We start from the raw sequence: 24,521 nt of genomic DNA on the forward strand, positions 1-24,521 counted from the left end.
GACTTATGGCTTATCAATCTCAAGACATTATCCGTCGTTCCGCGACTAACGGTTTCACGCCCGCGCCTCAGGCGCGGGACCACCAGCAGGAAGTGGCGAAACTTATCGACGTGACCACCTGTATCGGCTGTAAAGCCTGTCAGGTGGCTTGTTCAGAGTGGAACGACATCCGTGACGAAGTGGGTCACAACGTCGGGGTGTACGACAACCCGGCGGACCTGACCGCCAAGTCCTGGACGGTAATGCGTTTCTCGGAAGTGGAACAGAACGACAAACTGGAATGGCTTATCCGCAAAGACGGCTGTATGCACTGTGCGGATCCGGGCTGCCTGAAGGCGTGTCCGTCAGAAGGGGCTATCATTCAGTATGCCAACGGCATCGTCGACTTCCAGTCTGAACAGTGTATTGGCTGCGGCTACTGCATCGCGGGCTGTCCGTTCGACGTGCCGCGCATGAACCCGGAAGACAACCGCGTCTACAAATGTACGCTGTGCGTTGACCGCGTAAATGTCGGTCAGGAGCCAGCCTGCGTGAAGACCTGCCCAACCGGCGCTATCCACTTTGGCTCTAAAGAGGATATGAAAACGCTGGCGGCAGAGCGCGTGGGCGAGCTGAAAACCCGTGGTTACGATAACGCGGGCCTGTACGATCCGGCCGGGGTTGGCGGTACGCACGTGATGTACGTGCTGCACCACGCCGACAAGCCGAATCTGTACCATGGCCTGCCGGAGAACCCGGAAATCAGCGCCACCGTGAAGTTCTGGAAAGGTATCTGGAAACCGCTGGCCGCGGTCGGTTTTGCGGCCACCTTTGCAGCGAGCATCTTCCACTACGTCGGCGTTGGTCCGAACCGCGCGGAAGAGGAAGACGATAACCTGCATGAAGAGAAAGACGAGGTGCGCAAATGAGAAAACGTGACACCATCGTGCGCTACACCGCGCCGGAACGCATCAACCACTGGGTCACCGCCTTCTGCTTCATGCTGGCGGCGATAAGCGGGCTGGGGTTCTTCTTCCCCTCCTTCAACTGGCTGATGCAGATACTGGGCACGCCGCAGCTGGCGCGCATCCTGCACCCGTTCGTGGGTGTGGTGATGTTTGCCTCGTTTATCATCATGTTTTTCCGCTACTGGCACCATAACCTAATCAATCGGGATGATATCTTTTGGGCGAAGAATATTCGTAAGATCGTCGTCAACGAGGAAGTGGGTGATACCGGGCGTTATAACTTCGGCCAGAAATGCGTATTCTGGGCGGCGATTATCTTCCTGGTCCTGTTGCTGGTGAGCGGCGTGATCATCTGGCGTCCGTACTTTGCGCCTGCTTTCTCAATCCCGGTGATCCGATTTGCGCTGATGCTGCATTCATTTGCCGCAGTGGCGTTAATTGTGGTTATCATGGTGCATATCTACGCCGCCCTTTGGGTGAAAGGCACCATTACCGCGATGGTGGAAGGATGGGTAACCAGTACGTGGGCGAAGAAACATCACCCGCGCTGGTACCGTGAAGTCCGCCAGAAACAGGAAAAGTCATCTGAATGAGTATTCGCATAATCCCGCAAGATGAGCTGGGGTCGAGCGAGAAACGCACGGCGGATTATATTCCGCCGTTGTTGTTCCCCAGACTCAAGAACCTCTACAACCGCCGCGCAGAGCGTCTGCGCGAGCTGGCAGAGAACAACCCGCTGGGCGATTTTCTGCGTTTTGCCGCGCTGGTCGCCCATGCGCAGGAAGTGGTGCTATACGACCACCCGCTGCAAATGGATCTGACCGCACGCATCAAAGAAGCCAACGCGCAGGGCAAGCCGCCGCTGGACATTCACGTTCTGCCGCGCGACAAGCACTGGCATAAGCTGCTGCATTCGCTGATTGCCGAGCTGAAGCCCGAAATGAGCGGCACGGCGCTGGCGGTCATTGAGAACCTGGAAAAAGCCTCAGAGCAAGAGCTGGAAGAGATGGCGAGCGCGCTGTTTGCCTCCGACTTCTCGCTGGTGAGCAGCGATAAAGCGCCGTTCATCTGGGCTGCGCTGTCGCTCTACTGGGCGCAAATGGCGAGCCTGATCCCGGGTAAAGCCCGCGCTGAATATGGCGAAGCGCGCCAGTTTTGCCCGGTGTGCGGCTCAATGCCGGTCTCCAGCATGGTACAGATTGGTACGACGCAGGGGCTGCGCTACTTGCACTGCAACCTGTGTGAAACCGAGTGGCACGTGGTGCGCATCAAGTGCAGCAACTGCGAACAGACCCGCGATCTGAACTATTGGTCGCTGGAAAACGAAGACGCGGCGGTGAAAGCCGAAAGCTGCGGCGACTGCGGGACCTACCTGAAGATTCTGTATCAGGAAAAAGACCCGAAAGTCGAAGCGGTAGCCGACGATCTCGCCTCGCTGATCCTGGACGCGAAGATGGAGCAGGAGGGCTTTGCCCGTAGCTCGATCAACCCGTTCCTGTTCCCGGGGGAAGGGGAGTAATTTCCTGTGAGAATGCCGGGCGGCGCACGCTTGCCCGGCCTACAGGTGGTAAGGTGAAACGACCCCAGCAATACCCGAAAAGTCTTTCGTATTGCGCGAAATTAACGGACAGCTTCTGCTCTGAGCAGTAGCCAGAATAATGGCGTCAGGAAGCTTCATCCCGTGCTGTTCGCGAAGTAATACGCTTCTTTCAGCAATTTCCCGCGTTATATCAATAATTTCAAAGGCCCCCATCACGGCTGCCGTTCTTGCTTCTTGACCGTGCCTGCGAGCGCCCACCATTACTTCCATCCATGTGATGAGGCTAATGGCACGATGCGAAGCTGTGCGATCGATCGCATCCGCAGCCTCAACGTGGTTATTAAAAAGATCGATGAGAATATTGGTGTCAAACACAGCCATGTGCTCCATCATTACCACTCCTCACGCAGCTTGCGTTCGTACTCAAGCCCATCTTCCTGCTGATTTCCCCACAGGCCAAGCGCTTCGCGGATAACCGATGAATTCTGCTGGTCGAGATACAGTTCTATGGCTTCCCGCAGCAGTTCGGCGCGCGGCCGGTTGCGCAACTGCTTCAGGTTATCCAGTCGTTGAATCACGTCATCAGACAAATCGATCAGTATTCTGCCCATAGTAAGGTCCGCCAAAAGACTCATATATCACCTTAGTATATCATCCACGGTTAATTTTCAGGCAATATATCCATAATTAAGACATGGTTAAAGAACATTGTTAAGGCAGTCACCGATTTTGCGAGCCGCTTTCCAGGACATTTATATCTTCAAATTCCTCTGTTTTCATCTTTCGTAAACCAGGCTATAAAGCTGTATATAAATACAGCATGAGGACGTAACCATGGCGCTGGAAAAGGGAATTGATAAGCTTGTACAAGATTTTATTGCAGCAGGGCGGCCTTCCTCGCGAAAGCAGAATATAGATGAACGGAGAGCCGGGTATGTTGCCAGCACAGCTCTGGCCGGGGAGACAGAAACTCGTGTCCAGGTTGAAACGCTTGTTCTTGAGGAGATGACCTTTCGGCTATTTTCGCCTGTCAATGCCCCTGAAACGTTACCTTGTGCCCTCTACTATCATGGCGGTTGTTTTGTCAGCGGTGGGTTTGAAACCCATGATAATCAGCTTCGCCAACTGGCGTTTTACGGTAACTGTCGAGTCATTGCGGTTCAGTACAGACTCGCACCCGAGCATACCTTCCCCGCTGCGCATGACGATGCAGAGAGAGCGGCAGATCTTGTCTGGCAAAATGCAGAACAATTAGGTGTGGATAAAAACCGGATTACACTTTGTGGAGACAGTGCGGGAGGGCATCTTGCGCTGGTAACGTCATTGCGGCTTAAGGCCAAAGGTCTCTGGGATCCCGCACAGCTCATTCTTATCTACCCCATGCTCGACGCTACGGCCAGTTTTGAAAGCTATACCCTCAATGGCATGGACTACGTAATTACTCGCGATACCCTTTTGAGCGGCTATGAAATGTATCTGGATAGAGCTTACCGTCAGCATCCTGAAGTCAGCCCACTGTGGCGCAACGACTTTAGCGGTCTGCCGAAGGTCCATATTGTTACCGCTGAGTATGATCCGTTACGCGACGAAGGCGAGGCGCTTTATCAGCGCCTCACGGAGCAAGGCGTGAAGTGTACCGCTCAACGATGGCGGGGTGTAATTCACGGCTTCTTCCAGTTGGGTGGAATTAGCCAGTCAGCGCGAGACGTTATGCGAGATATTGCCTGGCGCATTAACCATGCCGGGCGAGAGTGAGAAGGAGACTACTCCTCCTCGTTCCCGCCCTCTTCATACGCGCCATACGGCTTCGCAGGCAGAACGATATAGGTGCCTTCAAACACCGCGCCCGGCGTTTCATCGCCGAACAGCTCAACCTGCATTTGTACGCGTGCTTTACGCCCACGCGCCAGACGGTCGAGATCGCCGCCCAGTGCGCCCAGGTCAGCTACCGCGCTCGGCTTGCCGCTGATCGGCGCGCTGTAGCGGATATGGGCATCGGCCAGAATAATGGTGCCGCCGAGATGACGTTCGCGCAGCATCAGCCAGATCAGTCCCCAGCCGGTGAGCGTGGCGAGTGAAAACAGGCTACCGGCAAACAGGGTATGGTGTGGGTTCTGGTTTCCGGTTTCCGGCATGGTGGTAATAAATTTTTGCCCGGTATATTGCTGAATACGCACGCCCATTTTTTCACTGAGCGGAATGTGCTGATACCACGCCTGCTGGAGCTGCCCGCACCAGTCGGCACGATGGAGAATATCGTCCAGGGTGGCGATGGGTTTGATCATCAAAAAGTGACGAATCGGCGTAGTTTGCGGGGCGGTGATTTCCCCCTGATTCACGAAACCAAGCTTGGCAAAGAACTCAACGGCATCTTCACGGGCGCTACAGGTGACGCGCTTGACCCCTTCCTGACGGGCGACGGATTCCAGCGTCATTGCCATCAGCGTTCCGAGGCCTTTGTCCTGCACGGAGGGGTGAACGGCCATAAAGCGGATGGAAGCTTCGTTGTCGGCATTGATATACAGACGCCCCACGGCAACGAGGTTGCCCTCTTCATCAACCACCATCTGGTGGTGCGCCATCGCGTCCCAGGCGTCGCGTTCAGACCCTTTCGGTTGATGCAGTGGCTTGCGCAGCATTTCCCAGCGGAAATGGTAATAAACCTCTAACTCTTCTTCCGTTTGCGGTACTCGAAGGTGATACATAGCTGTACTCTCTCTTGTTACCCGCGGCCAGGCCGCCAGTTGGCTCATACCTGGAGCCAGAATGTGACGGGGCCATCGTTCACCAGCGAAACCTGCATATCCGCAGCGAATCGTCCGGTTTGTGTATTCATGTCCTGTTGGCGACAGCGCTCAACAAAGTACTCGTAAAGGGCTTCTGCGCGATCCGGTGCCGCGCCCTTCGAAAAACTCGGCCGCATGCCGCGTTCGGTATCCGCAGCCAGCGTAAACTGGGACACCACCAGCACGCTGCCGCCCGCCTGCTGAACGTTCAGGTTCATCTTGCCTTCCGCATCGCTGAAAATGCGGTAGCCCAGCACGCGCTCACACAAGCGGTTGGCTTTTTGTTCGTCGTCATCCTTTTCGACACCCAGGAGCACCAAAAGTCCTGGGCCGATTTCACCCGTCACCTCATCCGCCACGGTGACGCTGGCACGGGTTACGCGCTGAATCAATGCAATCATGGTTGGTCTGCTTCTTGTTGTTTTTCAGCTTCTGCTGCTTTTTTAAGTTCGCGGTAGACCCCGAGAGTGACAGTTATTTCGGCGCCAAGCAAGACGATGCACCACGTCCAGTAGACCCAGACAAACAAAATGGGGATCACCGCCAGTACGCCGTAAATAAGCTGATAAGAGGGGAACATGGTGATATAAAGCGCGAATCCTTTCTTGCCCAACTCAAAGAGCAACGCCGCGACCAGCGCACCCACCACGGCATCCCGGTTGGGTACGCGCGTAGTTGGCACCACGCTATAAAGCAGCCAGAACGAAAGCCACGATAAAATCAGCGGGAAGATGCGCAGCACGTTATCGATCACGCTGTTTAAATCGCTCGCCCAGCGCAGCGAAAGAAGGTAGGAGCTGATCGCCAGGCTCGCCCCCGCCAGCAAGGGGCCGAGGGTTAAAATCATCCAGTAGACGGCAAAGGAATAGACCTTTGGGCGGACTTTTTTGCTCCGCCAGATGGTGTTGAGCGCACTGTCGATGGAGTACATCAGCAGCAGCGCGGTAACAATAAGCCCACACGCCCCCACCGCCGTCATCTTGCTGGAGTTAGCGACAAACTGTTCAATGTAGTTCTGGATCACATCGCCGGTGGCAGGAATAAAGTTTGCGAAAACAAAATGGCGAAGCTGCATGCTCACATCGGCAAACATCGGAAACGCCGAAAAAAGCGCAAAAATCACCGCCACCAGCGGAACCAGCGAAAGCAAGGACACGTAAGCGAGATTGCCCGCCAGCGTGGTCATGTTGTCCTCATCAATGCGATGCCAGAGGAGTTTCAGCCACGCCCTCAGCGGGCGCGTGTGGTGATTGGCTTTTTGATGAACGGTTTTTAGCATAACTGCTTCGCAAAGTAGTTCGGTATCGTCTCTTTTCCGGTCACCAGAATGGAGGTGATACCTAACTGATTAGCCCCTTCTATATTATCGGCGTTGTCGTCAAAAAAGACCGCATCCGCTGCCGTGAATCCTTCTTCCTGCAATACCGCCTGATAGATGCGCGCCTCAGGTTTACGCATTCCCATCTCCTGGGAGAGATACACTTTATCTGCCGCCGCGTGAATTTCCGGGTATTCATCCGGCCAGAAGGTGGTATGCAGGCGGTTGGTATTAGACAGCACGACAACGCGATGCCCCTGCTCGCGCAGCTTGTGCATGATGTCGATCACTTCGGGGCGGATCGCGACAAATATGGCCTGCCAGCCGTGGGAAAATTGCTCGTAGCTTAACGAGAGACCCATTTCCTGACAGAAACGCTCTGCGAACGCTTCGTCGCTGATCTCACCGCGCTCGTGCAAATGGAAAGTCTCACCCATCGCGAAATTCTGCTTTAACGTCGCCAGCGGAACACGGCTAAAATCGCTCCATGCGCCCAGCACCCGGTTAAAATCGATATCGACGATTACATTTCCTAAGTCAAAGATATAAAGCATGTTTATCTCCTTTCGCCGTGGAAAAGTAACTGTAGCGGGAAAGAGAAAGTTTAGCTATGCGCCAGATTCAGCTTAGAGAAAGGAAAGGCCCGAATCGCAATATCGGGCCATAAGACGATCAGCCAGCCTGCTGCTCTTCTCCGGAATTCACTTCGACAACCTCAACCTTGCTGGATTTTAGGTGACTTTGCAGCGCCGGGCCGGGCAGCTCATCGGTGAACAGCGCCGTCGCCTGCGCCACGTTGCCAATTTCAACCGCCGCGGAGGCGTGGTATTTCGTATGATCGGCCGCCAGTAAAATGTGACGGGAGTGGGCAATCATGGTTTTCACCACGCTGGCTTCGTTAACGTCAAATTCCATCATCGCGCCGTCGTGCTCTATCGCCCCCACGCTGGTCACGAGGTAGTCCGCCCGGAAGCCAGACACAAACGCCGTTGCCGCAGGCCCGATAATGCCGCCGTTATGCGGGCGCAGCGTACCGCCAGGTACCATCACCTCAAAACGCGGGTTCTTATAAAGAATGTGCGCCACCCGCAGGCTGTTGGTGATGATGCGCAGATGATTATGATTAAGCAGTGCCCGGGCAACGTGCTCCACGGTCGTCCCGATAGTGATAAAGATGGTCGAGCCATCCGGGATATAGTCCGCAATCGCTTCGGCAATCGCCCGTTTCTCTTCGGTAAGCGAAACTTCACGCTGTTCGAACGCCGTATTGACCACGCTGGATGCCCTGCCCGCACCGCCGTGATGACGGGTGATCAGCCCCTGCTCGCTAAGCTTGCGGATATCCCGGCGCACGGTTTGCGTCGACACATCCAGCAGCTGCGCCAGTTCATCAATGTTCATATAGCCGCGATCGGCAATCAGCGTCAGCAGCTGATCGTGACGCGGGTTGCCGGTCAGTTCGGTAAGGCTCATGGGCTGTCCTCTGAAAACCATCACGCCCCGCATTTTATACAAAAAGTGACAAAAAAGAGCGGGTTTGATCACAGTCGGGTATACCCGCGCGCCCGCCGGGCTTTGTGCATTTCAGTGCTGCGACGGCGCTGGCAAAACGCACGGCGTCTGCGGCGGGCAATTTCTGCCCCAGGCTGACCGCCAGCGCACCGTGGAACACGTCGCCCGCGCCGGTGGTATCAATGACGTTCACTTCAAAACCAGGCTGATGACATAGCGCGCCGTTTTCCAGCCAGAAACAGCCGTCTCGCCCCTGCGTGACATACACATGTCCATTTGTGAGCATTTGTGCTTTTTTTAATGCGTCTTCTGTTTCATCCAACTGCGTTAAACGCCGCAGTCCCGGCGCAGAGAAGGCCGCGTGATCGCTTAAGGCGATCAGCTCCGCGATATCCTGCGGGGTAACATCCGCATCCAGCAACGTCGGAACGCCCTGCTGACGGGCCAGGGTAAATGCCTGTTTTGCCCCGTCATGCCAGCGCACGTCGGCTAAGACAATGTCCCACTGAGAGAAGTCGATTTCATGCAGCCAGCCTGCCGACGCAGGGAGATCGGGGCTGGGGTAGTTGGCAATCACTCTTTCCCCACCTGCATCCACCAGCACCGCCGATTGCGACGATCGGGCCCCCTTAACTACGCGCGTATAGCGAGTGTTCACCCCCAGGGATTCCAGCTCCGCAAGCAACCGTCTGCCGGTATCGTCGTCCCCCACCCGACCAATAAAATCCACTTCCGCGCCCAGTTTCGCGGCTGCCACTGCCGCCGTTGCCGCCGGGCCGCCGCCCACTTCCGTGTAGTCTTTTGCGACATATTTCCCACCTTCTTTTGGTAAATCATCGAGATACCAGATGCGATCCAGCACGGTAATGCCGACACAAACGATGCGAGTCATGGTGATTCCTTCTGCGATTTCTGATGCCTTCATTTTAATTTCACCAAATGTTTAAAAAGTGACCCGTGTCAATTTTTTGACTATAAATTACAAATACGATCAAAAACAGACACCACAAACGCGCAAAAATTGACACGATGTGACAGGAGAGAGGCATGTCAGCAATCGCATTTATCGGCTTAGGACAGATGGGCGCGCCCATGGCGAAGAATCTGTTGAAACAGGGCCACCAGCTTAACGTTTTTGATGTGAACCCGCAGGCGGTTCAGGCGCTGGTAGAGAGCGGCGCCCGGGCGGCGGCAACGCCCGCACAGGCAGCAACGGATGCCGAATTCGTGATCACTATGCTGCCAAACGGCGACCTGGTGCGCAGCGTGCTGTTCGGCGAGCACGGCGTGTGCGAAGGATTATCCCGCGACGCGCTGGTCATTGATATGTCCACCATTCACCCGCTGCAAACCGACGCGCTGATCCGCGACATGGCAGAGCAAGGCTTCAGCCTGATGGACGTGCCCGTCGGGCGCACCTCTGATCATGCCATCGCCGGTACGCTACTCCTGCTGGCAGGCGGCACGGCAGAGCAGGTTGAGCGCGCCACCCCCGTCTTAATGGCGATGGGTAATGAACTGATTAACGCCGGCGGGCCGGGAATGGGCATCCGCGTGAAGCTCATCAATAACTACATGAGCATCGCCCTGAACGCCCTTTCCGCCGAGGCCGCCGTACTGTGCGAAGCGCTTGGCCTCTCCTTTGACGTGGCGCTCAAGGTGATGAGCGGCACACCTGCGGGCAAAGGCCACTTCACCACGTCGTGGCCGAACAAGGTGCTGAAAGGGGATCTTTCACCCGCCTTCATGATCGACCTTGCGCATAAGGATCTGGGGATCGCCCTCGACGTGGCCAACCAGCTGCATGTCCCAATGCCGCTGGGCGCGGCTTCACGAGAAGTTTACAACCAGGCACGCGCCGCCGGGCGCGGGCGCGAAGACTGGACAGCCATTCTTGAACAGGTTCGCGCATCTGCCGGGCTGAAAAAATCACACTGATACGAAAGGACTGAGGAATGACGATGTACACCCTGAAAGATATCACCCGACCTTCCGGCGGTTTTGCGATGCTGGCCGTGGATCAGCGCGAAGCGATGCGCCTGATGTTTGCGGCGGCAGGCGCGCCGGTACCGGTAACCGACCAGCACCTGACCGATTTTAAGGTCAACGCGGCAAAAATTCTGTCGCCGTACGCCTCTGCCATTCTCGTCGACCAGCAGTTCTGCTATCGCCAGATTGTCGAGCAGCGGGCCGTGGCCAAAAGCTGCGCGATGATTGTGGCAGCCGACGAGTTTATTCCGGGGAACGGTATTCCGGTCGACAGCGTGGTGATCGACAAGAGCATTGACGCGCAGGCGGTCAAACGCGACGGCGGCAAGGCGCTGAAGCTGCTGGTGCTGTGGCGCAGCGATGAAGATCCGCAGCAGCGCCTGGAGATGGTGAAAGCGTTCAATACGCTGTGCCACGACAACGGGCTGTTGAGCATTATCGAGCCGGTTGTGCGTCCACCGCGCCGCGGCGCCGCGTTTGACCGCGAGCAGGCGATTATCGATGCGGCCAAAGAGCTGGGCGACAGCGGTGCCGACCTCTACAAAGTGGAAATGCCGCTGTTTGGTAAGGGCACGCAGCAGGAGCTGCTGGCGGCCTCGCAGAAGCTGCACGAGAACATCGCCATGCCGTGGGTGATCCTCTCCTCCGGCGTGGACGATAAGTTATTCCCGCGCGCGGTGAGCGTGGCGATGCAGGCGGGGGCATCGGGCTTTTTAGCCGGTCGCGCCGTCTGGTCCTCTGTGATTGGCCTGCCGGACACCGAGCTGATGCTGCGTGATATTTCCGTACCAAAACTTCAGCGTCTGGGTGAGATCGTCGACGAAATGATGGCTCGCCGTTAAGAAAGGATCCGAACATGAAATGGTTTAATACCCTGAGCCATAACCGCTGGCTCGAACAAGAGACCGACCGCATTCTTGATTTCGGTAAAAACGCCGCCGTACCGACCGGCTTTGGCTGGCTGGGCAATAACGGGCAGGTGCGTAGCGATATGGGCACCCATCTGTGGATCACCGCCCGCATGCTGCACGTTTACGCGGTGGCGGCGAACATGGGACGTCCTGGTGCGTACGCCCTGGTTGAGCACGGCATTAATGCCCTGAACGGTCCGCTGCGCGACAAGCAGCACGGTGGCTGGTACGCCTGCGTAAACGATGAAGGCGTGATTGATGCGTCCAAGCAGGGCTATCAGCATTTCTTCGTCCTGCTGGGCGCGGCGAGCGCCGTCACCACCGGCCATCCGCAGGCACGCAAGTTGCTGGACGACGCCATCGAGGTGATTGAGCGCTACTTCTGGAGCGAACAGGAGCAGATGTGCCTGGAGTCCTGGGATGAAGCCTTCAGCAAAACGGAAGATTACCGCGGCGGTAACGCCAACATGCACGCCGTGGAAGCTTTCCTCATCGTCTATGACGTGACCCTCGACCGCAAATGGCTCGACCGCGCCCTGCGCATCGCCTCGGTGATTATTCACGACGTGGCGCGCAAAGGGGAGTACCGCGTTAACGAGCATTTCGACACCAACTGGAACCCGATCCGCGACTACAACATCGATAACCCCGCCCACCGCTTCCGCGCCTACGGCGGCACGCCGGGGCACTGGATTGAGTGGGGTCGCCTGATGCTGCACCTGCGCGCCGCCCTGGAAGCGCGCTGTGAAACCCCGCCGGAATGGCTGCTGGAAGATGCGAAAGGCCTGTTCCACGCCACCATCCGGGACGCCTGGGCACCCGACGGGGCCGATGGCTTTGTCTACTCCGTGGGCTGGGACGGCAAGCCAATCGTCCGCGAACGCGTGCGCTGGCCAATCGTCGAAGCGATGGGTACGGCTTACGCGCTCTACACCGTCACCGGTGAGGCGCAGTACGAAGCCTGGTATCAGAAGTGGTGGGATTACTGCATCAAGTACCTGATGGATTACGAAAACGGTTCATGGTGGCAGGAGCTGGACACCAATAACGAAGTGACCACCAAAGTCTGGGACGGCAAGCAGGATATTTACCATCTGCTGCACTGCCTGGTGATCCCCCGCCTGCCGCTGGCGCCGGGCTTAGCGCCTGCCGTAGCCGCCGGATTACTGGATAGCCTGGCCAAATAATAAAGACGGAGTTTTTATGCGTACCCTACACAATATTGACCTGAAAAATAACGAAAGTGGTTTTACCCTGCGCTGGCAGGACCGTCTGATTTTATCCCACTCTGCGGATGCCCCTTGCCTGTGGATCGGCGCAGGTGAGGCGGATATCGAGATGTTTCGCGGCAACTTCAGCATCAAAGACAAGCTCAACGAAAAGATTGCCCTGACGAACGCGACCGTTACGCAGCAAAGCACGGGCTGGGCAATCCGCTTTACCCGCGGCGACGCGGTGAGCGCGACGTTGTTGGTGGGCGTGGATGGTGAAGGCCGTCTGGAGCTGAAGCTGAAAAATGACGCCGCCAGCCATAACCGCATCTGGCTGCGGCTGGCAGCTCAGCCTGACGATCATATCTACGGCTGCGGAGAGCAGTTCTCGTATTTCGATCTGCGCGGCAAGCCGTTTCCGCTGTGGACCAGCGAGCAGGGCGTGGGCCGCAATAAGCAGACCTACGTCACCTGGCAGGCCGACTGCAAAGAGAACGCGGGCGGCGATTACTACTGGACCTTCTTCCCGCAGCCTACCTTCGTGAGCACCCAGAAGTACTACTGCCACGTGGATAACAGCTGTTATATGAACTTCGACTTCAGCGCGCCGGACTTCCACGAGCTGGCGTTCTGGGAAGATAACGCCACGCTGCGCTTCGAATGCGCAGAAACCTACGTCGATCTGCTGGAAAAACTGACCGGCCTGCTGGGGCGTCAGCCTGAACTGCCGGACTGGGTTTACGACGGCGTGACGCTGGGTATTCAGGGTGGCACCGAGGTGTGTCAGCAGAAGCTCGACGCCATGCGCGAGGGCGGCGTGAAGGTGAACGGCATCTGGGCGCAGGACTGGTCCGGCATCCGGATGACCTCCTTCGGCAAACGCGTGATGTGGAACTGGAAGTGGAACAGCGCGCTCTATCCGCAGCTTGATGAGCGGATTGCGCAGTGGAAACAGGAAGGCGTGCAGTTCCTCTCCTATATCAACCCGTACGTCGCCAGCGATAAAGATCTCTGCGAAGAGGCGGCGAAACGCGGCTATCTGACCAAAAACGCCAACGGCGAGGATTACCACGTTGAGTTCGGCGAGTTCTACGCAGGCGTTATCGACCTGACCAACCCGGCAGCCTACGGCTGGTACAAAGAGGTCATCAAAAAGAACCTGATCGAACTGGGCTGCGGCGGCTGGATGGCCGATTTCGGGGAATATCTGCCGACCGATACCCACCTGCACAACGGCGTTAGCGCGGAGATCATGCATAATGCCTGGCCTGCCCTGTGGGCGAAATGTAACTACGAAGCACTGGAGGAGACCGGCAAGCTCGGGGAGATCCTGTTCTTCATGCGCGCGGGCTACACCGGCAGCCAGAAGCACTCGGTGATGATGTGGGCGGGGGATCAGAACGTCGACTGGAGCCTGGACGACGGTCTGGCGTCCGTCGTACCGGCGGCGCTGTCTCTGGCGATGACCGGGCACGGGCTGCACCACAGCGACATTGGCGGCTATACGACGCTGTTCGAGATGAAGCGCAGCAAAGAGCTGCTGCTGCGCTGGTGCGATTTCAGCGCCTTTACGCCGATGATGCGTACCCACGAGGGCAATCGCCCTGGCGACAACTGGCAGTTCGACGGCGACGCGGAAACCATCGCGCACTTCGCGCGCATGACCACCGTGTTCACCACTCTGAAGCCGTACATCAAAGCTGCGGTTGCGCAGAACGCGAAAAGCGGCCTGCCGGTGATGCGTCCGCTGTTCCTGCACTACGAGGACGACGCGCGCGCCTACACGCTGAAATACCAGTACCTGTTTGGCCGCGATCTGCTGGTGGCCCCGGTTCATGAAGAGGGACGCCGCGACTGGTCGCTCTATCTGCCGCAGGACAGCTGGGTCAATGCGTGGACGGGGGAAACCTGCCAGGGCGGTGACGTGACCGTTGATGCCCCGCTCGGCAAACCGCCGGTCTTCTATCGCCAGCAAAGCGAATGGGCAGATCTGTTTAGCACCTTACGTCATATCTGATAAGGCTCGCCCGCGGGGAAACCTGCGGGCAGACGGAGAACAATAATGAGTCAACATACTTCTGACCCGGCAACCCTGCGCCTGCCGTTTAAAGAAAAACTCGCCTACGGGATGGGCGATCTCGGCTCTAACATCCTGCTGGATATCGGCACGCTGTATCTGCTGAAGTTCTACACCGACGTGCTGGGACTGCCCGGTACCTACGGGGGGATTATCTTCCTGATTGCGAAGTTTTTTACCGCCTTCACCGATATGGGCACCGGGATCATGCTCGACTCCCGGCGCAAGATTGGCCCGAAAGGGAAATTCCGCCCGTTCGTGCTGTATGCAGCCTTCCCTGTGACGCTGCTGGCGATTGCCAACTTCGTAGGCACACCGTTTGAGATGACCGGCAAAACGGTGATGGCAACGGTGCTGTTCATGCTGTACGGCCTGTTCTTCAGCATGATGAACTGCTCTTACGGCGCGATGGTGCCCGCCATTACCAAAAACCCGGACGAGCGAGCCTCGCTGGCGGCCTGGCGTCAGGGCGGCGCCACGCTCGGCCTGCTGCTCTGTACGGTGGGCTTTGTACCGGTGATGAACCTCATTGAGGGCAATGACCAGCTTGGCTACATCTTTGCCGCCACCCTCTTCTCGCTGTTCGGGTTGTTCTTTATGTGGTGGTGCTATAAGGGCGTAACCGAGCGTTACGTCGAGACGCAGCCTGCTAACCCGGCGCAGAAACCGGGGCTGTTGCAGTCGTTTCGCGCCATCGCCGGGAACCGTCCGCTGTTTATCCTGTGCATCGCTAACCTGTGCACGCTGGGTGCCTTTAACGTCAAACTCGCCATTCAGGTCTACTACACGCAGTACGTGCTGAACGACCCGATCCTGCTGTCGTACATGGGCTTCTTCAGCATGGGCTGTATTTTTATCGGCGTCTTTATGATGCCTGGCGCGGTGCGGCGCTTTGGTAAGAAAAAGGTCTATATCAGCGGGCTGGCAATTTGGGTGGCAGGCGATCTGCTTAACTACTTCTTCGGCGGCGGCTCGGTGAGCTTTGTGGCGTTCTCCTGTCTGGCGTTCTTCGGTTCCGCGTTCGTGAACAGCCTGAACTGGGCGCTGGTCTCCGATACCGTGGAGTACGGCGAGTGGCGCACCGGCGTACGCTCCGAGGGGACGGTCTATACCGGCTTTACCTTCTTCCGCAAGGTATCGCAGGCGCTGGCGGGCTTCTTCCCGGGGATCATGCTTACGCAGATTGGCTATGTGCCCAACGTGGTGCAATCCGCCGGCACGGTTGAAGGGCTGCGGCAGCTGATATTTATCTACCCGAGCCTGCTGGCGGTCATCACCATCGTGGCGATGGGCTGCTTCTACAACCTCAACGAGAAGATGTATGTGCGCATCGTGGAAGAAATTGAGCTGCGCAAACGTACGGCATAAATGACGTGATTGAGCGCCCTGCGGGGCGCTTTGAGGATCGACCATGACACACAATACTGATCCGTTAACCCTGAAATTGAGCCTGCGAGAGAAGTGCGCCTACGGGATGGGCGATTTTGGCTCGAACCTGATGCTCTGTATTGGCACGCTGTATCTGCTGAAGTTTTACACGGACGAGCTGGGCATGCCCGCGTTCTACGGCGGCATCATTTTTCTGGTCGCCAAGTTCTTTACCGCGTTTACCGACATGCTGACCGGGGTGCTGCTGGACTCCCGGCGTAATATCGGCGCGCGGGGGAAATTCCGGCCATTCATTCTCTACGCCTCCGTCCCGGTGGCGCTGGTGGCCACGGCGCAGTTTATGGCCAACGACTTTAGCCTAACGGTGAAAACGGCCCTCGCCACCGTGCTCTTCATGATGTTTGGCCTCTGCTACAGCCTGATGAATTGCGCCTACGGTGCAATGGTTCCGGCCATCACCAAAAACCCGAACGAGCGCGCGCAGCTTGCGGCGTGGCGTCAGGGCGGCGCAACGGTAGGACTGTTGCTCTGCACCGTCGGCTTTATGCCGATTCAGGCGCTGTTCGTCAGCCAGCCCTCACTCGGCTATCTGGTGGCCGCGCTGGTGTTCGTCACCGGGGGGCTGTTCTGCATGTGGTGGTGCTACAGCGGGGTGAAAGAGCGCTACGTCGAGCTTACGCCCGATCACCATAAGCCCGGCATTCTGAAATCATTCTGCGCGATTTTCCGCAATCCGCCGCTGCTGGTGCTGTGCATCGCCAACCTCTGTACCCTCGCCGCGTTTAACATCAAGCTGGCGATTCAGGTCTACTACACCCAGTACGTGCTGAACGATCTGCATCTCCTGTCGTGGATGGGCTTTTTCAGTATGGGCTGCATTCTGATTGGCGTGTTTCTGGTGCCTGCCGCGGTAAAGCGCTTTGGCAAGAAACCGGTCTATCTGGGCGGGCTGGCGCTGTGGGCGGTGGGCGACGTGCTGAATTTCTTCTGGGGAACCAGCTCCCTGCTGTTCGTGCTCTTTTCCTGCATGGCCTTCTTCGGCACGGCGTTTGTGAACAGCCTGAACTGGGCGCTGGTGCCGGATACGGTTGATTACGGCGAGTGGAAAACCGGGATTCGCGCCGAAGGGTCGGTGTATACCGGCTATACCTTCTCGCGCAAAATCTCCGCTGCGCTCGCCGGTTTTCTGCCCGGCATCATGCTGACCCAGATTGGCTACGTTCCTCATGCCGTGCAGAGCGCGGGCACGCTGCTGGGTTTGCGTCAGCTGATTTTCCTCTGGCCGTGCGGCCTGGCGATCGTTGCTGCCGTGACCATGGGGCTGTTTTATAAACTCAACGAAGCGCGCTTCGCCTTTATTATCGAGGAGATTGGAAAACGGAAAAAACAGACAGCAAATACCCCTGAGATAACCACCAACAATAAAGCGTCAGCAGTCACTTTATAACTATAAATCCGGCCAATATGTCCTTCCTGTTAATCAGGAGGGAGGCCTTTCTGTACCTGATACATGGACAAATTATGAATAGAATCATCACCGTACTGATCGTGTCGTCTGTGTCCTGCCCGGTTTTTGTCGGGGCCTATGTCGAAACGCGCGAAGCGTACAATACGGCCTCTGAGCTGCACGAGGTGATCCTGCGTGCGGGCTATAACTTCGATATGGGCGCGGGGCTGATGTTCACCAACGCTTATAACGTGGGGAAATGGGACGAACTGAAGCACAGCTATAACGAAATCGAGGGTTGGTATCCGCTCTTCAAACCGACCGACAAACTCACCTTCCAGCCCGGCGGGTTAATTAACGACAGCAGCGCAGGATCGGGTGGAGCACTCTATTTAGATACTAACTATAAATTTACGGACTGGTTTAATCTGACGTTCCGCTATCGCTATAACCATAACAATTACGATACGCCGGACTATAACGGACAGATGGATAAAAACGACACGCACGAATTCGCCAACTACTGGAATTTCAAAGTGACGGATGCGTTTTTCTACACCTTTGAGCCGCACTTTTTCCAGCGGGTGAATGATTACCACAGCAAAAATGGCAAAGATCATCACTGGGAAATTACCAACAAGTTCAGCTATAAAATCGACAGAAACTGGCTGCCGTACCTCGAACTCCAGTGGCTGGACCGATGGAATGATTACAACCGCGAGCAGTACCGGATTCGGTTAGGGTTACGTTATTCCTTCTAATAAAAAAGCCGCTGATCGCTCAGCGGCTTTTCGTTGCCGGGTGGCGCTTACGCTTTACCCGGCCTACGGCATAACCGAATTACTCTTCTTTCGCACCGCGCATAGCACGTTTACGATCGTTCTCGGTCAGGTGACGTTTACGGATACGAATTGACTGAGGCGTCACTTCTACCAGTTCGTCATCATCGATGAATTCCAGAGCCTGCTCCAGCGTCATCTTGATCGGTGGAACCAGAACCGTCGCTTCGTCAGTACCGGACGCACGCATGTTGGTCAGTTTCTTACCGGTCAGGCAGTTTACCGTCAGGTCGTTAGAACGGCTGTGAATACCGATAATCTGGCCTTCGTAAACTTCAGCACCGTGACCCAGGAACAGCTTACCGCGATCCTGCAGACCGAACAGCGCAAACGCAACCGCTTTACCCTGACCGTTGGAGATCAGTACGCCGTTGTTACGCTGGCCCACTTCGCCCGGACGGATGTCGTCATAGTGGCTGAAGGTGGAGTACAGCAGACCCGTACCGGAAGTCATGGTCATGAACTCAGAACGGAAGCCGATCAGGCCACGGCTTGGGATCACGTAGTCGAGACGTACGCGGCCTTTGCCATCTGGATTCATGTTTTTCAGGTCGCCTTTACGCTCACCCAGTGCCTGCATGACAGAACCCTGGTGCTGCTCTTCAACGTCCAGCGTTACGTTTTCGAATGGCTCTTGTTTACGACCGTCGATTTCGCGGAAGATAACTTTCGGACGGGATACCGCCATCTCGAAACCTTCACGACGCATGTTCTCAATCAGAACAGACAGGTGCAGCTCACCACGACCGGAAACGCGGAATGCATCAGCGTCTTCGGTTTCTTCAACGCGCAGCGCAACGTTGTGCACCAGCTCTTTGTTCAGGCGGTCAAGGATCTGACGAGAGGTAACGAACTTACCTTCTTTACCACAGAACGGAGAGGTGTTGACGTTGAAGAACATGGATACGGTTGGTTCATCAACGGACAGGGCTGGCAGCGCTTCGACGTTCTGCGGATCGCAGATGGTGTCGGAGATGTTCAGTTCACCCAGACCGGTAATAGCGATGATGTCGCCCGCTTCAGCGATGTCGCTCTCGATACGCTCAAGACCCAGGTGAGTCAGAACTTTACCGACTTTACCGTTACGGGTTTTGCCTTCGCTATCGATGATAGTGACCTGCTGGTTAGGCTTCACTTTACCGCGCTTGATACGACCAATGCCGATTACGCCAACATAGTTGTTGTAGTCGAGCTGGGAGATCTGCATTTGCAGGGTGCCTTCCAGGTCAACGTTTGGCGCAGGAACGCGGTCAACAATCGTCTGGTACAGCGGAGTCATGTCTTCCGCCATGTCTTCGTGATCCAGACCGGCGATACCGTTCAGCGCAGACGCATAAACGATAGGGAAGTCCAGCTGTTCGTCGGTCGCGTCGAGGTTAACGAACAGGTCGAAGACCTGGTCAACAACCCAGTCAGGACGCGCGCCAGGACGGTCAACCTTGTTGATCACAACGATAGGTTTCAGGCCGTGGGCAAATGCTTTTTTGGTCACGAAGCGCGTTTGCGGCATAGGGCCATCAAATGCGTCAACCACCAGCAGCACGGAATCCACCATGGACATCACGCGCTCAACTTCACCACCGAAGTCGGCGTGCCCTGGGGTATCAACGATGTTGATACGGTAGTCATTCCATTTGATAGCGGTGTTTTTGGCGAGGATGGTAATCCCACGCTCTTTCTCCAAATCGTTGGAGTCCATCACACGCTCTTGAGTTTCGGCACGAGCATCAAACGTACCGGACTGCTGTAGCAGCTTGTCAACCAGGGTAGTTTTACCATGGTCGACGTGCGCGATGATGGCGATATTACGCAATTTTTCGATCACAACTTTGCCTCAGGCATTTAGAAATAGCGCGTTATTGTACACGGATTAATCGCACTACAAAACAGGATCACAAACATCCCCCGCAAACAAGTATTGCAGAGATGCTTTGTGATCGCTTTCACGGAGCGGTAAAAGGGCACTTTAACGTAAATTGCACCAATATGGTGCTCAATGTTCACACTGAAGCACTATAATGGTGCAACGAATCCAATGTGGTGCAGCCCTTCTGCACTATGGTGCGCATGATAACGCCTTTTTGGGGTGTTTTAAAAGTTGGCACAGATTTCGCTTTACAGAAATACAGTAAAAATATGGCAGCCCAGCCGATTTGAAGACCTCGTTACCACGACGACAATGACCAATCTGGAGAGTTAAGTATGTCCGCTGAACACGTTTTGACGATGCTGAACGAACATGAAGTGAAGTTTGTTGATCTGCGCTTCACCGATACCAAAGGTAAAGAACAGCACGTCACGATCCCTGCTCATCAGGTGAACGCCGAATTCTTTGAAGAAGGCAAAATGTTTGACGGCTCCTCCATTGGCGGCTGGAAAGGCATTAACGAATCCGACATGGTTCTGATGCCAGATGCAACCACTGCGCTCATTGACCCGTTCTACGAAGAACCTACGCTGATCATCCGCTGCGATATCCTGGAACCTGGCACGCTGCAAGGCTATGACCGTGACCCACGCTCCATCGCAAAACGCGCTGAAGAGTACCTGCGTTCTACCGGTATTGCAGACACCGTTCTGTTCGGGCCAGAGCCAGAGTTCTTCCTGTTCGACGACATCCGTTTTGGTGCTTCCATTTCTGGCTCCCACGTCGCTATCGATGACATCGAAGGCGCATGGAACTCTTCCACCAAGTACGAAGGTGGTAACAAAGGTCACCGTCCGGGCGTGAAAGGCGGTTACTTCCCGGTTCCTCCGGTCGATTCTTCTCAGGACATCCGTTCTACCATGTGTCTGATCATGGAAGAGATGGGCCTGGTTGTTGAAGCGCACCACCACGAAGTGGCAACGGCTGGCCAGAACGAGATCGCTACCCGCTTCAACACCATGACCAAAAAAGCGGATGAGATTCAGATCTACAAATACGTTGTACACAACGTTGCGCACCGTTTCGGTAAAACCGCGACCTTCATGCCAAAACCAATGTTTGGCGACAACGGTTCCGGCATGCACTGCCACATGTCCCTGTCCAAGAACGGCACTAACCTGTTCTCTGGCGACAAGTACGCGGGTCTGTCCGAGCAGGCGCTGCACTACATCGGTGGTGTTATCAAACACGCTAAAGCGATCAACGCCCTGGCGAACCCAACCACTAACTCCTACAAGCGTCTGGTCCCTGGCTACGAAGCACCAGTAATGCTGGCGTACTCTGCCCGTAACCGTTCTGCTTCTATCCGTATCCCGGTGGTTGCGTCTCCGAAAGCGCGTCGTATCGAAGTGCGCTTCCCGGACCCGGCGGCTAACCCATACCTGTGCTTCGCAGCACTGCTGATGGCCGGTCTGGACGGTATCAAGAACAAGATCCACCCGGGCGAAGCCATGGACAAAAACCTGTACGACCTGCCGCCAGAAGAAGCGAAAGAGATCCCACAGGTTGCCGGCTCTCTGGAAGAAGCCCTCCAGGCGCTGGACGCAGACCGCGAGTTCCTGACCGCTGGCGGCGTGTTCACCGATGAAGCTATCGACGCTTACATCGCGCTGCGTACCGAAGAAAACGACCGCGTTCGCATGACGCCGCACCCGGTTGAGTTCGAACTGTACTACAGCGTTTAATTGATTTGTTTTACCCGGCGCATACGCGTCGGGAGTCGTTGCCGTGGAAACTTTAGCCCATCTTCGGATGGGCTTTTTTCTCCACCAACAACCTGATCTCACGCGCTTTTTACCTCTAAAACGCTATACTGCACTAAAATAGTGCAACGACTCCAGGAGACTGCTGAATGGCAACTGGCACGCTGCCCGATGCTGGGCAGATCCTCAATTCTTTAATTAACAGTATTTTGCTGGTCGACGACGAGCTGGCGGTGCATTACGCCAACCCGGCGGCGCAGCAGCTGCTCGCCCAAAGCGCCCGTAAACTATTCGGCACGCCGCTGCCAGAACTGCTGAGCTATTTCTCGCTGAATATTGGCCTGATGCAGGAGAGTTTACAGGCGGGTCAGGGCTTCACCGATAACGAAGTGACGCTGGTGATTGACGGACGCTCGCATATTTTGTCCCTCACCGCACAGCGTCTGCCAGATGGCATGATTCTGCTGGAAATGGCGCCGATGGATAACCAGCGTCGTCTCAGCCAGGAGCAGCTTCAGCATGCGCAGCAGATTGCGGCGCGCGACCTGGTGCGCGGGCTGGCCCATGAGATCAAAAACCCGCTGGGCGGCTTACGCGGCGCGGCACAGCTTCTGACCAAAGCGCTGCCTGACCCTGCCCTGGCGGAGTATACCAACGTCATTATTGAGCAGGCGGACCGTCTGCGTAATCTGGTCGATCGCCTGCTCGGGCCGCAGCAGCCAGGGATGCACGTTTCAGAAAGCATTCACAAGGTCGCGGAGCGGGTGGTGAAACTCGTCTCGATGGAGCTGCCGGATAACGTCACGCTGGTGCGTGACTATGACCCAAGCCTGCCGGAGCTGGCGCACGATCCGGACCAGATTGAACAGGTGCTGTTGAACATTGTGCGTAACGCGTTGCAGGCGCTGGGCCCGGAGGGTGGCGAAATTATTCTGCGTACCCGCACCGCGTTCCAGCTGACGCTGCACGGCGTACGTTATCGTCTGGCAGCACGTATTGATGTGGAAGATAACGGACCGGGGATCCCGCCGCATCTCCAGGACACCCTGTTCTACCCGATGGTCAGCGGTCGCGAAGGCGGCACCGGGCTGGGGTTATCCATAGCCCGAAATTTGATTGACCAACACTCCGGCAAAATTGAATTTACCAGTTGGCCGGGACATACCGAGTTTTCGGTTTTCCTGCCGATTAAAAAATAAAGGTGACGTTTATGCAACGAGGGATAGTCTGGGTAGTCGATGACGATAGCTCCATCCGTTGGGTGCTTGAACGCGCGCTCACAGGAGCGGGATTAAGCTGCACGACGTTTGAGAGTGGCAGCGAGGTGCTCGACGCACTCACCACCAAAACGCCGGACGTTCTGCTCTCGGATATTCGCATGCCGGGAATGGACGGACTGGCGCTCTTAAAGCAGATCAAACAGCGCCACCCTATGCTTCCGGTCATCATAATGACCGCCCACTCCGACCTGGATGCTGCCGTCAGCGCGTACCAGCAGGGCGCGTTTGATTACCTGCCAAAACCGTTTGATATCGACGAAGCCGTTGCGCTGGTTGAGCGCGCTATCAGCCACTATCAGGAGCAACAGCAGCCCCGCAATGCCCCCGACTTTGGACCAACGACGGACATCATCGGTGAAGCGCCAGCCATGCAGGACGTGTTTCGCATCATCGGGCGTCTGTCGCGTTCGTCTATCAGCGTCTTGATTAACGGTGAATCAGGGACCGGTAAAGAGTTGGTCGCACACGCCCTGCATCGCCACAGCCCGCGGGCGAAAGCCCCCTTTATCGCCCTGAACATGGCAGCGATCCCTAAGGATTTAATTGAATCTGAGCTGTTCGGCCACGAAAAAGGGGCATTTACCGGAGCCAATACCATTCGTCAGGGACGCTTTGAACAGGCTGACGGCGGCACGCTTTTCCTGGATGAAATCGGCGATATGCCGCTGGATGTACAGACCCGACTGTTGCGCGTGCTGGCAGATGGACAGTTTTACCGCGTGGGCGGGTATGCGCCGGTGAAGGTGGACGTACGCATTATCGCCGCGACGCACCAGAACCTGGAGCTGCGCGTACAGGAGGGGAAATTCCGTGAGGATTTATTCCATCGTCTGAACGTGATCCGCGTCCTCCTGCCGCCGCTGCGCGAGCGTCGGGAAGATATCCCGCGTCTGGCGCGCCATTTCCTGCAGGTGGCGGCCCGCGAGCTGGGCGTGGAAGCCAAGCAGCTTCATCCGGAAACGGATGCCGCCCTCACCCGTCTGGCGTGGCCGGGCAACGTGCGTCAGCTGGAAAACACCTGTCGCTGGCTGACGGTGATGGCCGCCGGCCAGGAAGTGCTGATTCAGGATTTACCGGCAGAACTGTTTGAAGCCACCGTGCCCGAGAGCACCGCAGGACATACGTTGCCGGACAGTTGGGCAACGCTGCTGGCGCAGTGGGCAGATCGCGCTCTGCGTTCCGGTCATCAAAACTTGCTCTCTGAAGCCCAGCCTGAAATGGAGCGCACGCTGTTGACCACCGCGCTTCGTCATACCCAGGGCCACAAACAGGAAGCGGCTCGCCTGTTGGGATGGGGTCGAAACACCCTGACGCGCAAGCTGAAAGAGCTGGGAATGGAGTGATCTTACTCCGCTGTGTAAAGGTTACTAATTGAGCGCAAAGTGCCGTTATTTTGCGCTTTACTGTTCCGATGAGTTTTGTATGATCGTGCCCGGAAACTGGAGGGGTGCATCATGCTGGAATCATTAGTGACCTTGCTTTCGAGCGGTGCAGCAGAAAGCCACACGCCACAAACTGCCGTTGCGGCGGTATTGTGTGCGGCACTGGTTGGGCTGTTTAGCTAACGAGCTGTCGATGAAAAGCCGGGTGGCGGCTTCGCCTTACCCGGCCTACATAAGTGCGAGTTGTAGGCCGGGTAAGCGAA

General features: G+C 56.3%; 24 protein-coding genes. 15 read left to right on the forward strand and 9 right to left on the reverse strand.

Translation table 11 applies throughout. The features are described 5' to 3' along the window. The first annotated feature begins 5 nt into the window (after positions 1-5). The 3 genes from fdxH to fdhE are packed head-to-tail and all read left to right on the forward strand — an operon-like array spanning position 6 to position 2,466. Complete coding sequence (gene fdxH / locus ACOTZP_RS13735) at positions 6-908, forward strand: formate dehydrogenase subunit beta (RefSeq protein ID WP_003861960.1); 903 nt, start codon at positions 6-8, stop codon at positions 906-908. After that, a complete protein-coding gene (gene fdoI / locus ACOTZP_RS13740) occupies positions 905-1,540 on the forward strand; it encodes a formate dehydrogenase cytochrome b556 subunit (protein ID WP_006808711.1) in 636 nt (211 codons plus the stop codon). The genes fdxH and fdoI overlap by 4 nt, the downstream gene beginning before the upstream one ends. Next, a complete protein-coding gene (gene fdhE / locus ACOTZP_RS13745) occupies positions 1,537-2,466 on the forward strand; it encodes a formate dehydrogenase accessory protein FdhE (protein ID WP_022649835.1) in 930 nt (309 codons plus the stop codon). Before fdoI ends, fdhE begins: the two co-directional genes overlap by 4 nt. Positions 2,467-2,505: 39 nt before the next feature. On the opposite strand, the gene ACOTZP_RS13750 is transcribed toward fdhE, so the two are convergent. Then, positions 2,506-2,877: a type II toxin-antitoxin system VapC family toxin gene (locus ACOTZP_RS13750; RefSeq protein WP_080469998.1), complete on the reverse strand. Its 372-nt coding sequence runs from the start codon at positions 2,875-2,877 to the stop codon at positions 2,506-2,508. A 2-nt stretch (positions 2,878-2,879) separates the two neighbouring features. Beyond that, positions 2,880-3,122, reverse strand: a complete 243-nt coding sequence (locus ACOTZP_RS13755; protein ID WP_023298920.1) for a ribbon-helix-helix protein, CopG family — start codon at positions 3,120-3,122, stop codon at positions 2,880-2,882. 199 nt (positions 3,123-3,321) lie between these two features. Between ACOTZP_RS13755 and ACOTZP_RS13760 the strand changes: the two genes are divergently transcribed. Next, the gene (locus tag ACOTZP_RS13760; protein ID WP_271074920.1) at positions 3,322-4,242 is read left to right on the forward strand and encodes an alpha/beta hydrolase; all 921 of its coding nucleotides are present in this window, start codon (positions 3,322-3,324) and stop codon (positions 4,240-4,242) included. 8 nt (positions 4,243-4,250) lie between these two features. Here ACOTZP_RS13760 and fabY read toward each other — a convergent pair whose 3' ends face one another. The 6 genes from fabY to ACOTZP_RS13790 all read right to left on the reverse strand — a co-directional run bounded on the left by fabY (position 4,251) and on the right by ACOTZP_RS13790 (position 8,995). Continuing rightward, on the reverse strand, positions 4,251-5,192 hold the full coding sequence (gene fabY, locus ACOTZP_RS13765) for a fatty acid biosynthesis protein FabY (protein WP_022649838.1): 942 nt from the start codon (positions 5,190-5,192) through the stop codon (positions 4,251-4,253). A 44-nt stretch (positions 5,193-5,236) separates the two neighbouring features. Next, on the reverse strand, positions 5,237-5,674 hold the full coding sequence (dtd, locus tag ACOTZP_RS13770; protein ID WP_015569909.1) for a D-aminoacyl-tRNA deacylase: 438 nt from the start codon (positions 5,672-5,674) through the stop codon (positions 5,237-5,239). Continuing rightward, positions 5,671-6,552, reverse strand: a complete 882-nt coding sequence (locus ACOTZP_RS13775) for a virulence factor BrkB family protein (RefSeq protein ID WP_023298923.1) — start codon at positions 6,550-6,552, stop codon at positions 5,671-5,673. The genes dtd and ACOTZP_RS13775 overlap by 4 nt, the downstream gene beginning before the upstream one ends. Continuing rightward, positions 6,546-7,145 carry a glucose-1-phosphatase gene (gene yihX / locus ACOTZP_RS13780; RefSeq protein WP_003861947.1) on the reverse strand — a complete coding sequence of 200 codons (600 nt, stop codon included), beginning with the start codon at positions 7,143-7,145 and terminating at the stop codon, positions 6,546-6,548. The genes ACOTZP_RS13775 and yihX overlap by 7 nt, the downstream gene beginning before the upstream one ends. A gap of 118 nt (positions 7,146-7,263) precedes the next feature. Then, positions 7,264-8,064 (reverse strand): DeoR/GlpR family DNA-binding transcription regulator, encoded by an 801-nt coding sequence (locus tag ACOTZP_RS13785; RefSeq protein WP_023298924.1) that lies wholly within the window; start codon positions 8,062-8,064, stop codon positions 7,264-7,266. A gap of 34 nt (positions 8,065-8,098) precedes the next feature. Beyond that, positions 8,099-8,995 (reverse strand): sugar kinase, encoded by an 897-nt coding sequence (locus ACOTZP_RS13790; protein WP_045308726.1) that lies wholly within the window; start codon positions 8,993-8,995, stop codon positions 8,099-8,101. Between the two features lie 155 nt (positions 8,996-9,150). Here ACOTZP_RS13790 and yihU point away from each other — a divergent pair, with 155 nt between their 5' ends. From yihU to ompL, 7 genes are all read left to right on the forward strand, one after another. Then, the gene (gene yihU, locus ACOTZP_RS13795; protein ID WP_022649844.1) at positions 9,151-10,041 is read left to right on the forward strand and encodes a sulfolactaldehyde 3-reductase; all 891 of its coding nucleotides are present in this window, start codon (positions 9,151-9,153) and stop codon (positions 10,039-10,041) included. 17 nt (positions 10,042-10,058) lie between these two features. Next, positions 10,059-10,934, forward strand: a complete 876-nt coding sequence (yihT, locus tag ACOTZP_RS13800) for a sulfofructosephosphate aldolase (protein WP_058677378.1) — start codon at positions 10,059-10,061, stop codon at positions 10,932-10,934. A gap of 14 nt (positions 10,935-10,948) precedes the next feature. Continuing rightward, positions 10,949-12,190 carry a sulfoquinovose isomerase gene (yihS, locus tag ACOTZP_RS13805; RefSeq protein WP_271074919.1) on the forward strand — a complete coding sequence of 414 codons (1,242 nt, stop codon included), beginning with the start codon at positions 10,949-10,951 and terminating at the stop codon, positions 12,188-12,190. 16 nt (positions 12,191-12,206) lie between these two features. Continuing rightward, the gene (locus tag ACOTZP_RS13810) at positions 12,207-14,231 is read left to right on the forward strand and encodes an alpha-glucosidase (protein ID WP_271074918.1); all 2,025 of its coding nucleotides are present in this window, start codon (positions 12,207-12,209) and stop codon (positions 14,229-14,231) included. 45 nt (positions 14,232-14,276) lie between these two features. After that, positions 14,277-15,659, forward strand: a complete 1,383-nt coding sequence (locus ACOTZP_RS13815) for an MFS transporter (RefSeq protein WP_022649848.1) — start codon at positions 14,277-14,279, stop codon at positions 15,657-15,659. A gap of 43 nt (positions 15,660-15,702) precedes the next feature. After that, positions 15,703-17,127 carry an MFS transporter gene (locus ACOTZP_RS13820; protein ID WP_271086534.1) on the forward strand — a complete coding sequence of 475 codons (1,425 nt, stop codon included), beginning with the start codon at positions 15,703-15,705 and terminating at the stop codon, positions 17,125-17,127. A 74-nt stretch (positions 17,128-17,201) separates the two neighbouring features. After that, positions 17,202-17,888, forward strand: a complete 687-nt coding sequence (ompL, locus tag ACOTZP_RS13825; protein ID WP_421633736.1) for a porin OmpL — start codon at positions 17,202-17,204, stop codon at positions 17,886-17,888. 79 nt (positions 17,889-17,967) lie between these two features. On the opposite strand, the gene typA is transcribed toward ompL, so the two are convergent. Continuing rightward, entirely contained in the window at positions 17,968-19,791 is a 1,824-nt protein-coding gene (typA, locus tag ACOTZP_RS13830) for a ribosome-dependent GTPase TypA (RefSeq protein ID WP_022649851.1), read from the reverse strand. A 377-nt stretch (positions 19,792-20,168) separates the two neighbouring features. Between typA and glnA the strand changes: the two genes are divergently transcribed. From glnA to ACOTZP_RS13850, 4 genes are all read left to right on the forward strand, one after another. After that, positions 20,169-21,578, forward strand: a complete 1,410-nt coding sequence (gene glnA, locus ACOTZP_RS13835) for a glutamate--ammonia ligase (protein WP_003861925.1) — start codon at positions 20,169-20,171, stop codon at positions 21,576-21,578. 167 nt (positions 21,579-21,745) lie between these two features. After that, entirely contained in the window at positions 21,746-22,795 is a 1,050-nt protein-coding gene (gene glnL / locus ACOTZP_RS13840) for a nitrogen regulation protein NR(II) (protein ID WP_003861923.1), read from the forward strand. Between the two features lie 11 nt (positions 22,796-22,806). Then, complete coding sequence (gene glnG / locus ACOTZP_RS13845) at positions 22,807-24,219, forward strand: nitrogen regulation protein NR(I) (RefSeq protein WP_271074915.1); 1,413 nt, start codon at positions 22,807-22,809, stop codon at positions 24,217-24,219. A 111-nt stretch (positions 24,220-24,330) separates the two neighbouring features. Next, a complete protein-coding gene (locus ACOTZP_RS13850; RefSeq protein WP_017382667.1) occupies positions 24,331-24,441 on the forward strand; it encodes a YshB family small membrane protein in 111 nt (36 codons plus the stop codon). Positions 24,442-24,521: the final 80 nt, after the last annotated feature.

Source organism: Enterobacter cloacae complex sp. SYL001, assembly GCF_049237025.1.
In the GTDB taxonomy this organism is placed as follows: domain Bacteria; phylum Pseudomonadota; class Gammaproteobacteria; order Enterobacterales; family Enterobacteriaceae; genus Enterobacter; species Enterobacter intestinihominis.

Bases quoted from the DNA above. Each gene is read 5' to 3' on its own strand.
- fdxH (WP_003861960.1), top strand. From the start codon at position 6: ATGGCTTATCAATCTCAAGACATTATCCGTCGTTCCGCGACTAACGGT.
- ACOTZP_RS13775 (WP_023298923.1), bottom strand. From the start codon at position 6,552: ATGCTAAAAACCGTTCATCAAAAAGCCAATCACCACACGCGCCCGCTG.
- ACOTZP_RS13750 (WP_080469998.1), bottom strand. From the start codon at position 2,877: ATGGAGCACATGGCTGTGTTTGACACCAATATTCTCATCGATCTTTTT.
- ompL (WP_421633736.1), top strand. From the start codon at position 17,202: ATGAATAGAATCATCACCGTACTGATCGTGTCGTCTGTGTCCTGCCCG.
- ACOTZP_RS13850 (WP_017382667.1), top strand. From the start codon at position 24,331: ATGCTGGAATCATTAGTGACCTTGCTTTCGAGCGGTGCAGCAGAAAGC.
- ACOTZP_RS13810 (WP_271074918.1), top strand. From the start codon at position 12,207: ATGCGTACCCTACACAATATTGACCTGAAAAATAACGAAAGTGGTTTT.
- ACOTZP_RS13760 (WP_271074920.1), top strand. From the start codon at position 3,322: ATGGCGCTGGAAAAGGGAATTGATAAGCTTGTACAAGATTTTATTGCA.
- yihT (WP_058677378.1), top strand. From the start codon at position 10,059: ATGACGATGTACACCCTGAAAGATATCACCCGACCTTCCGGCGGTTTT.
- glnG (WP_271074915.1), top strand. From the start codon at position 22,807: ATGCAACGAGGGATAGTCTGGGTAGTCGATGACGATAGCTCCATCCGT.
- fdoI (WP_006808711.1), top strand. From the start codon at position 905: ATGAGAAAACGTGACACCATCGTGCGCTACACCGCGCCGGAACGCATC.
- yihX (WP_003861947.1), bottom strand. From the start codon at position 7,145: ATGCTTTATATCTTTGACTTAGGAAATGTAATCGTCGATATCGATTTT.
- fabY (WP_022649838.1), bottom strand. From the start codon at position 5,192: ATGTATCACCTTCGAGTACCGCAAACGGAAGAAGAGTTAGAGGTTTAT.
- glnA (WP_003861925.1), top strand. From the start codon at position 20,169: ATGTCCGCTGAACACGTTTTGACGATGCTGAACGAACATGAAGTGAAG.
- ACOTZP_RS13820 (WP_271086534.1), top strand. From the start codon at position 15,703: ATGACACACAATACTGATCCGTTAACCCTGAAATTGAGCCTGCGAGAG.
- yihU (WP_022649844.1), top strand. From the start codon at position 9,151: ATGTCAGCAATCGCATTTATCGGCTTAGGACAGATGGGCGCGCCCATG.
- ACOTZP_RS13785 (WP_023298924.1), bottom strand. From the start codon at position 8,064: ATGAGCCTTACCGAACTGACCGGCAACCCGCGTCACGATCAGCTGCTG.
- glnL (WP_003861923.1), top strand. From the start codon at position 21,746: ATGGCAACTGGCACGCTGCCCGATGCTGGGCAGATCCTCAATTCTTTA.
- yihS (WP_271074919.1), top strand. From the start codon at position 10,949: ATGAAATGGTTTAATACCCTGAGCCATAACCGCTGGCTCGAACAAGAG.
- dtd (WP_015569909.1), bottom strand. From the start codon at position 5,674: ATGATTGCATTGATTCAGCGCGTAACCCGTGCCAGCGTCACCGTGGCG.
- ACOTZP_RS13755 (WP_023298920.1), bottom strand. From the start codon at position 3,122: ATGAGTCTTTTGGCGGACCTTACTATGGGCAGAATACTGATCGATTTG.
- ACOTZP_RS13815 (WP_022649848.1), top strand. From the start codon at position 14,277: ATGAGTCAACATACTTCTGACCCGGCAACCCTGCGCCTGCCGTTTAAA.
- ACOTZP_RS13790 (WP_045308726.1), bottom strand. From the start codon at position 8,995: ATGACTCGCATCGTTTGTGTCGGCATTACCGTGCTGGATCGCATCTGG.
- fdhE (WP_022649835.1), top strand. From the start codon at position 1,537: ATGAGTATTCGCATAATCCCGCAAGATGAGCTGGGGTCGAGCGAGAAA.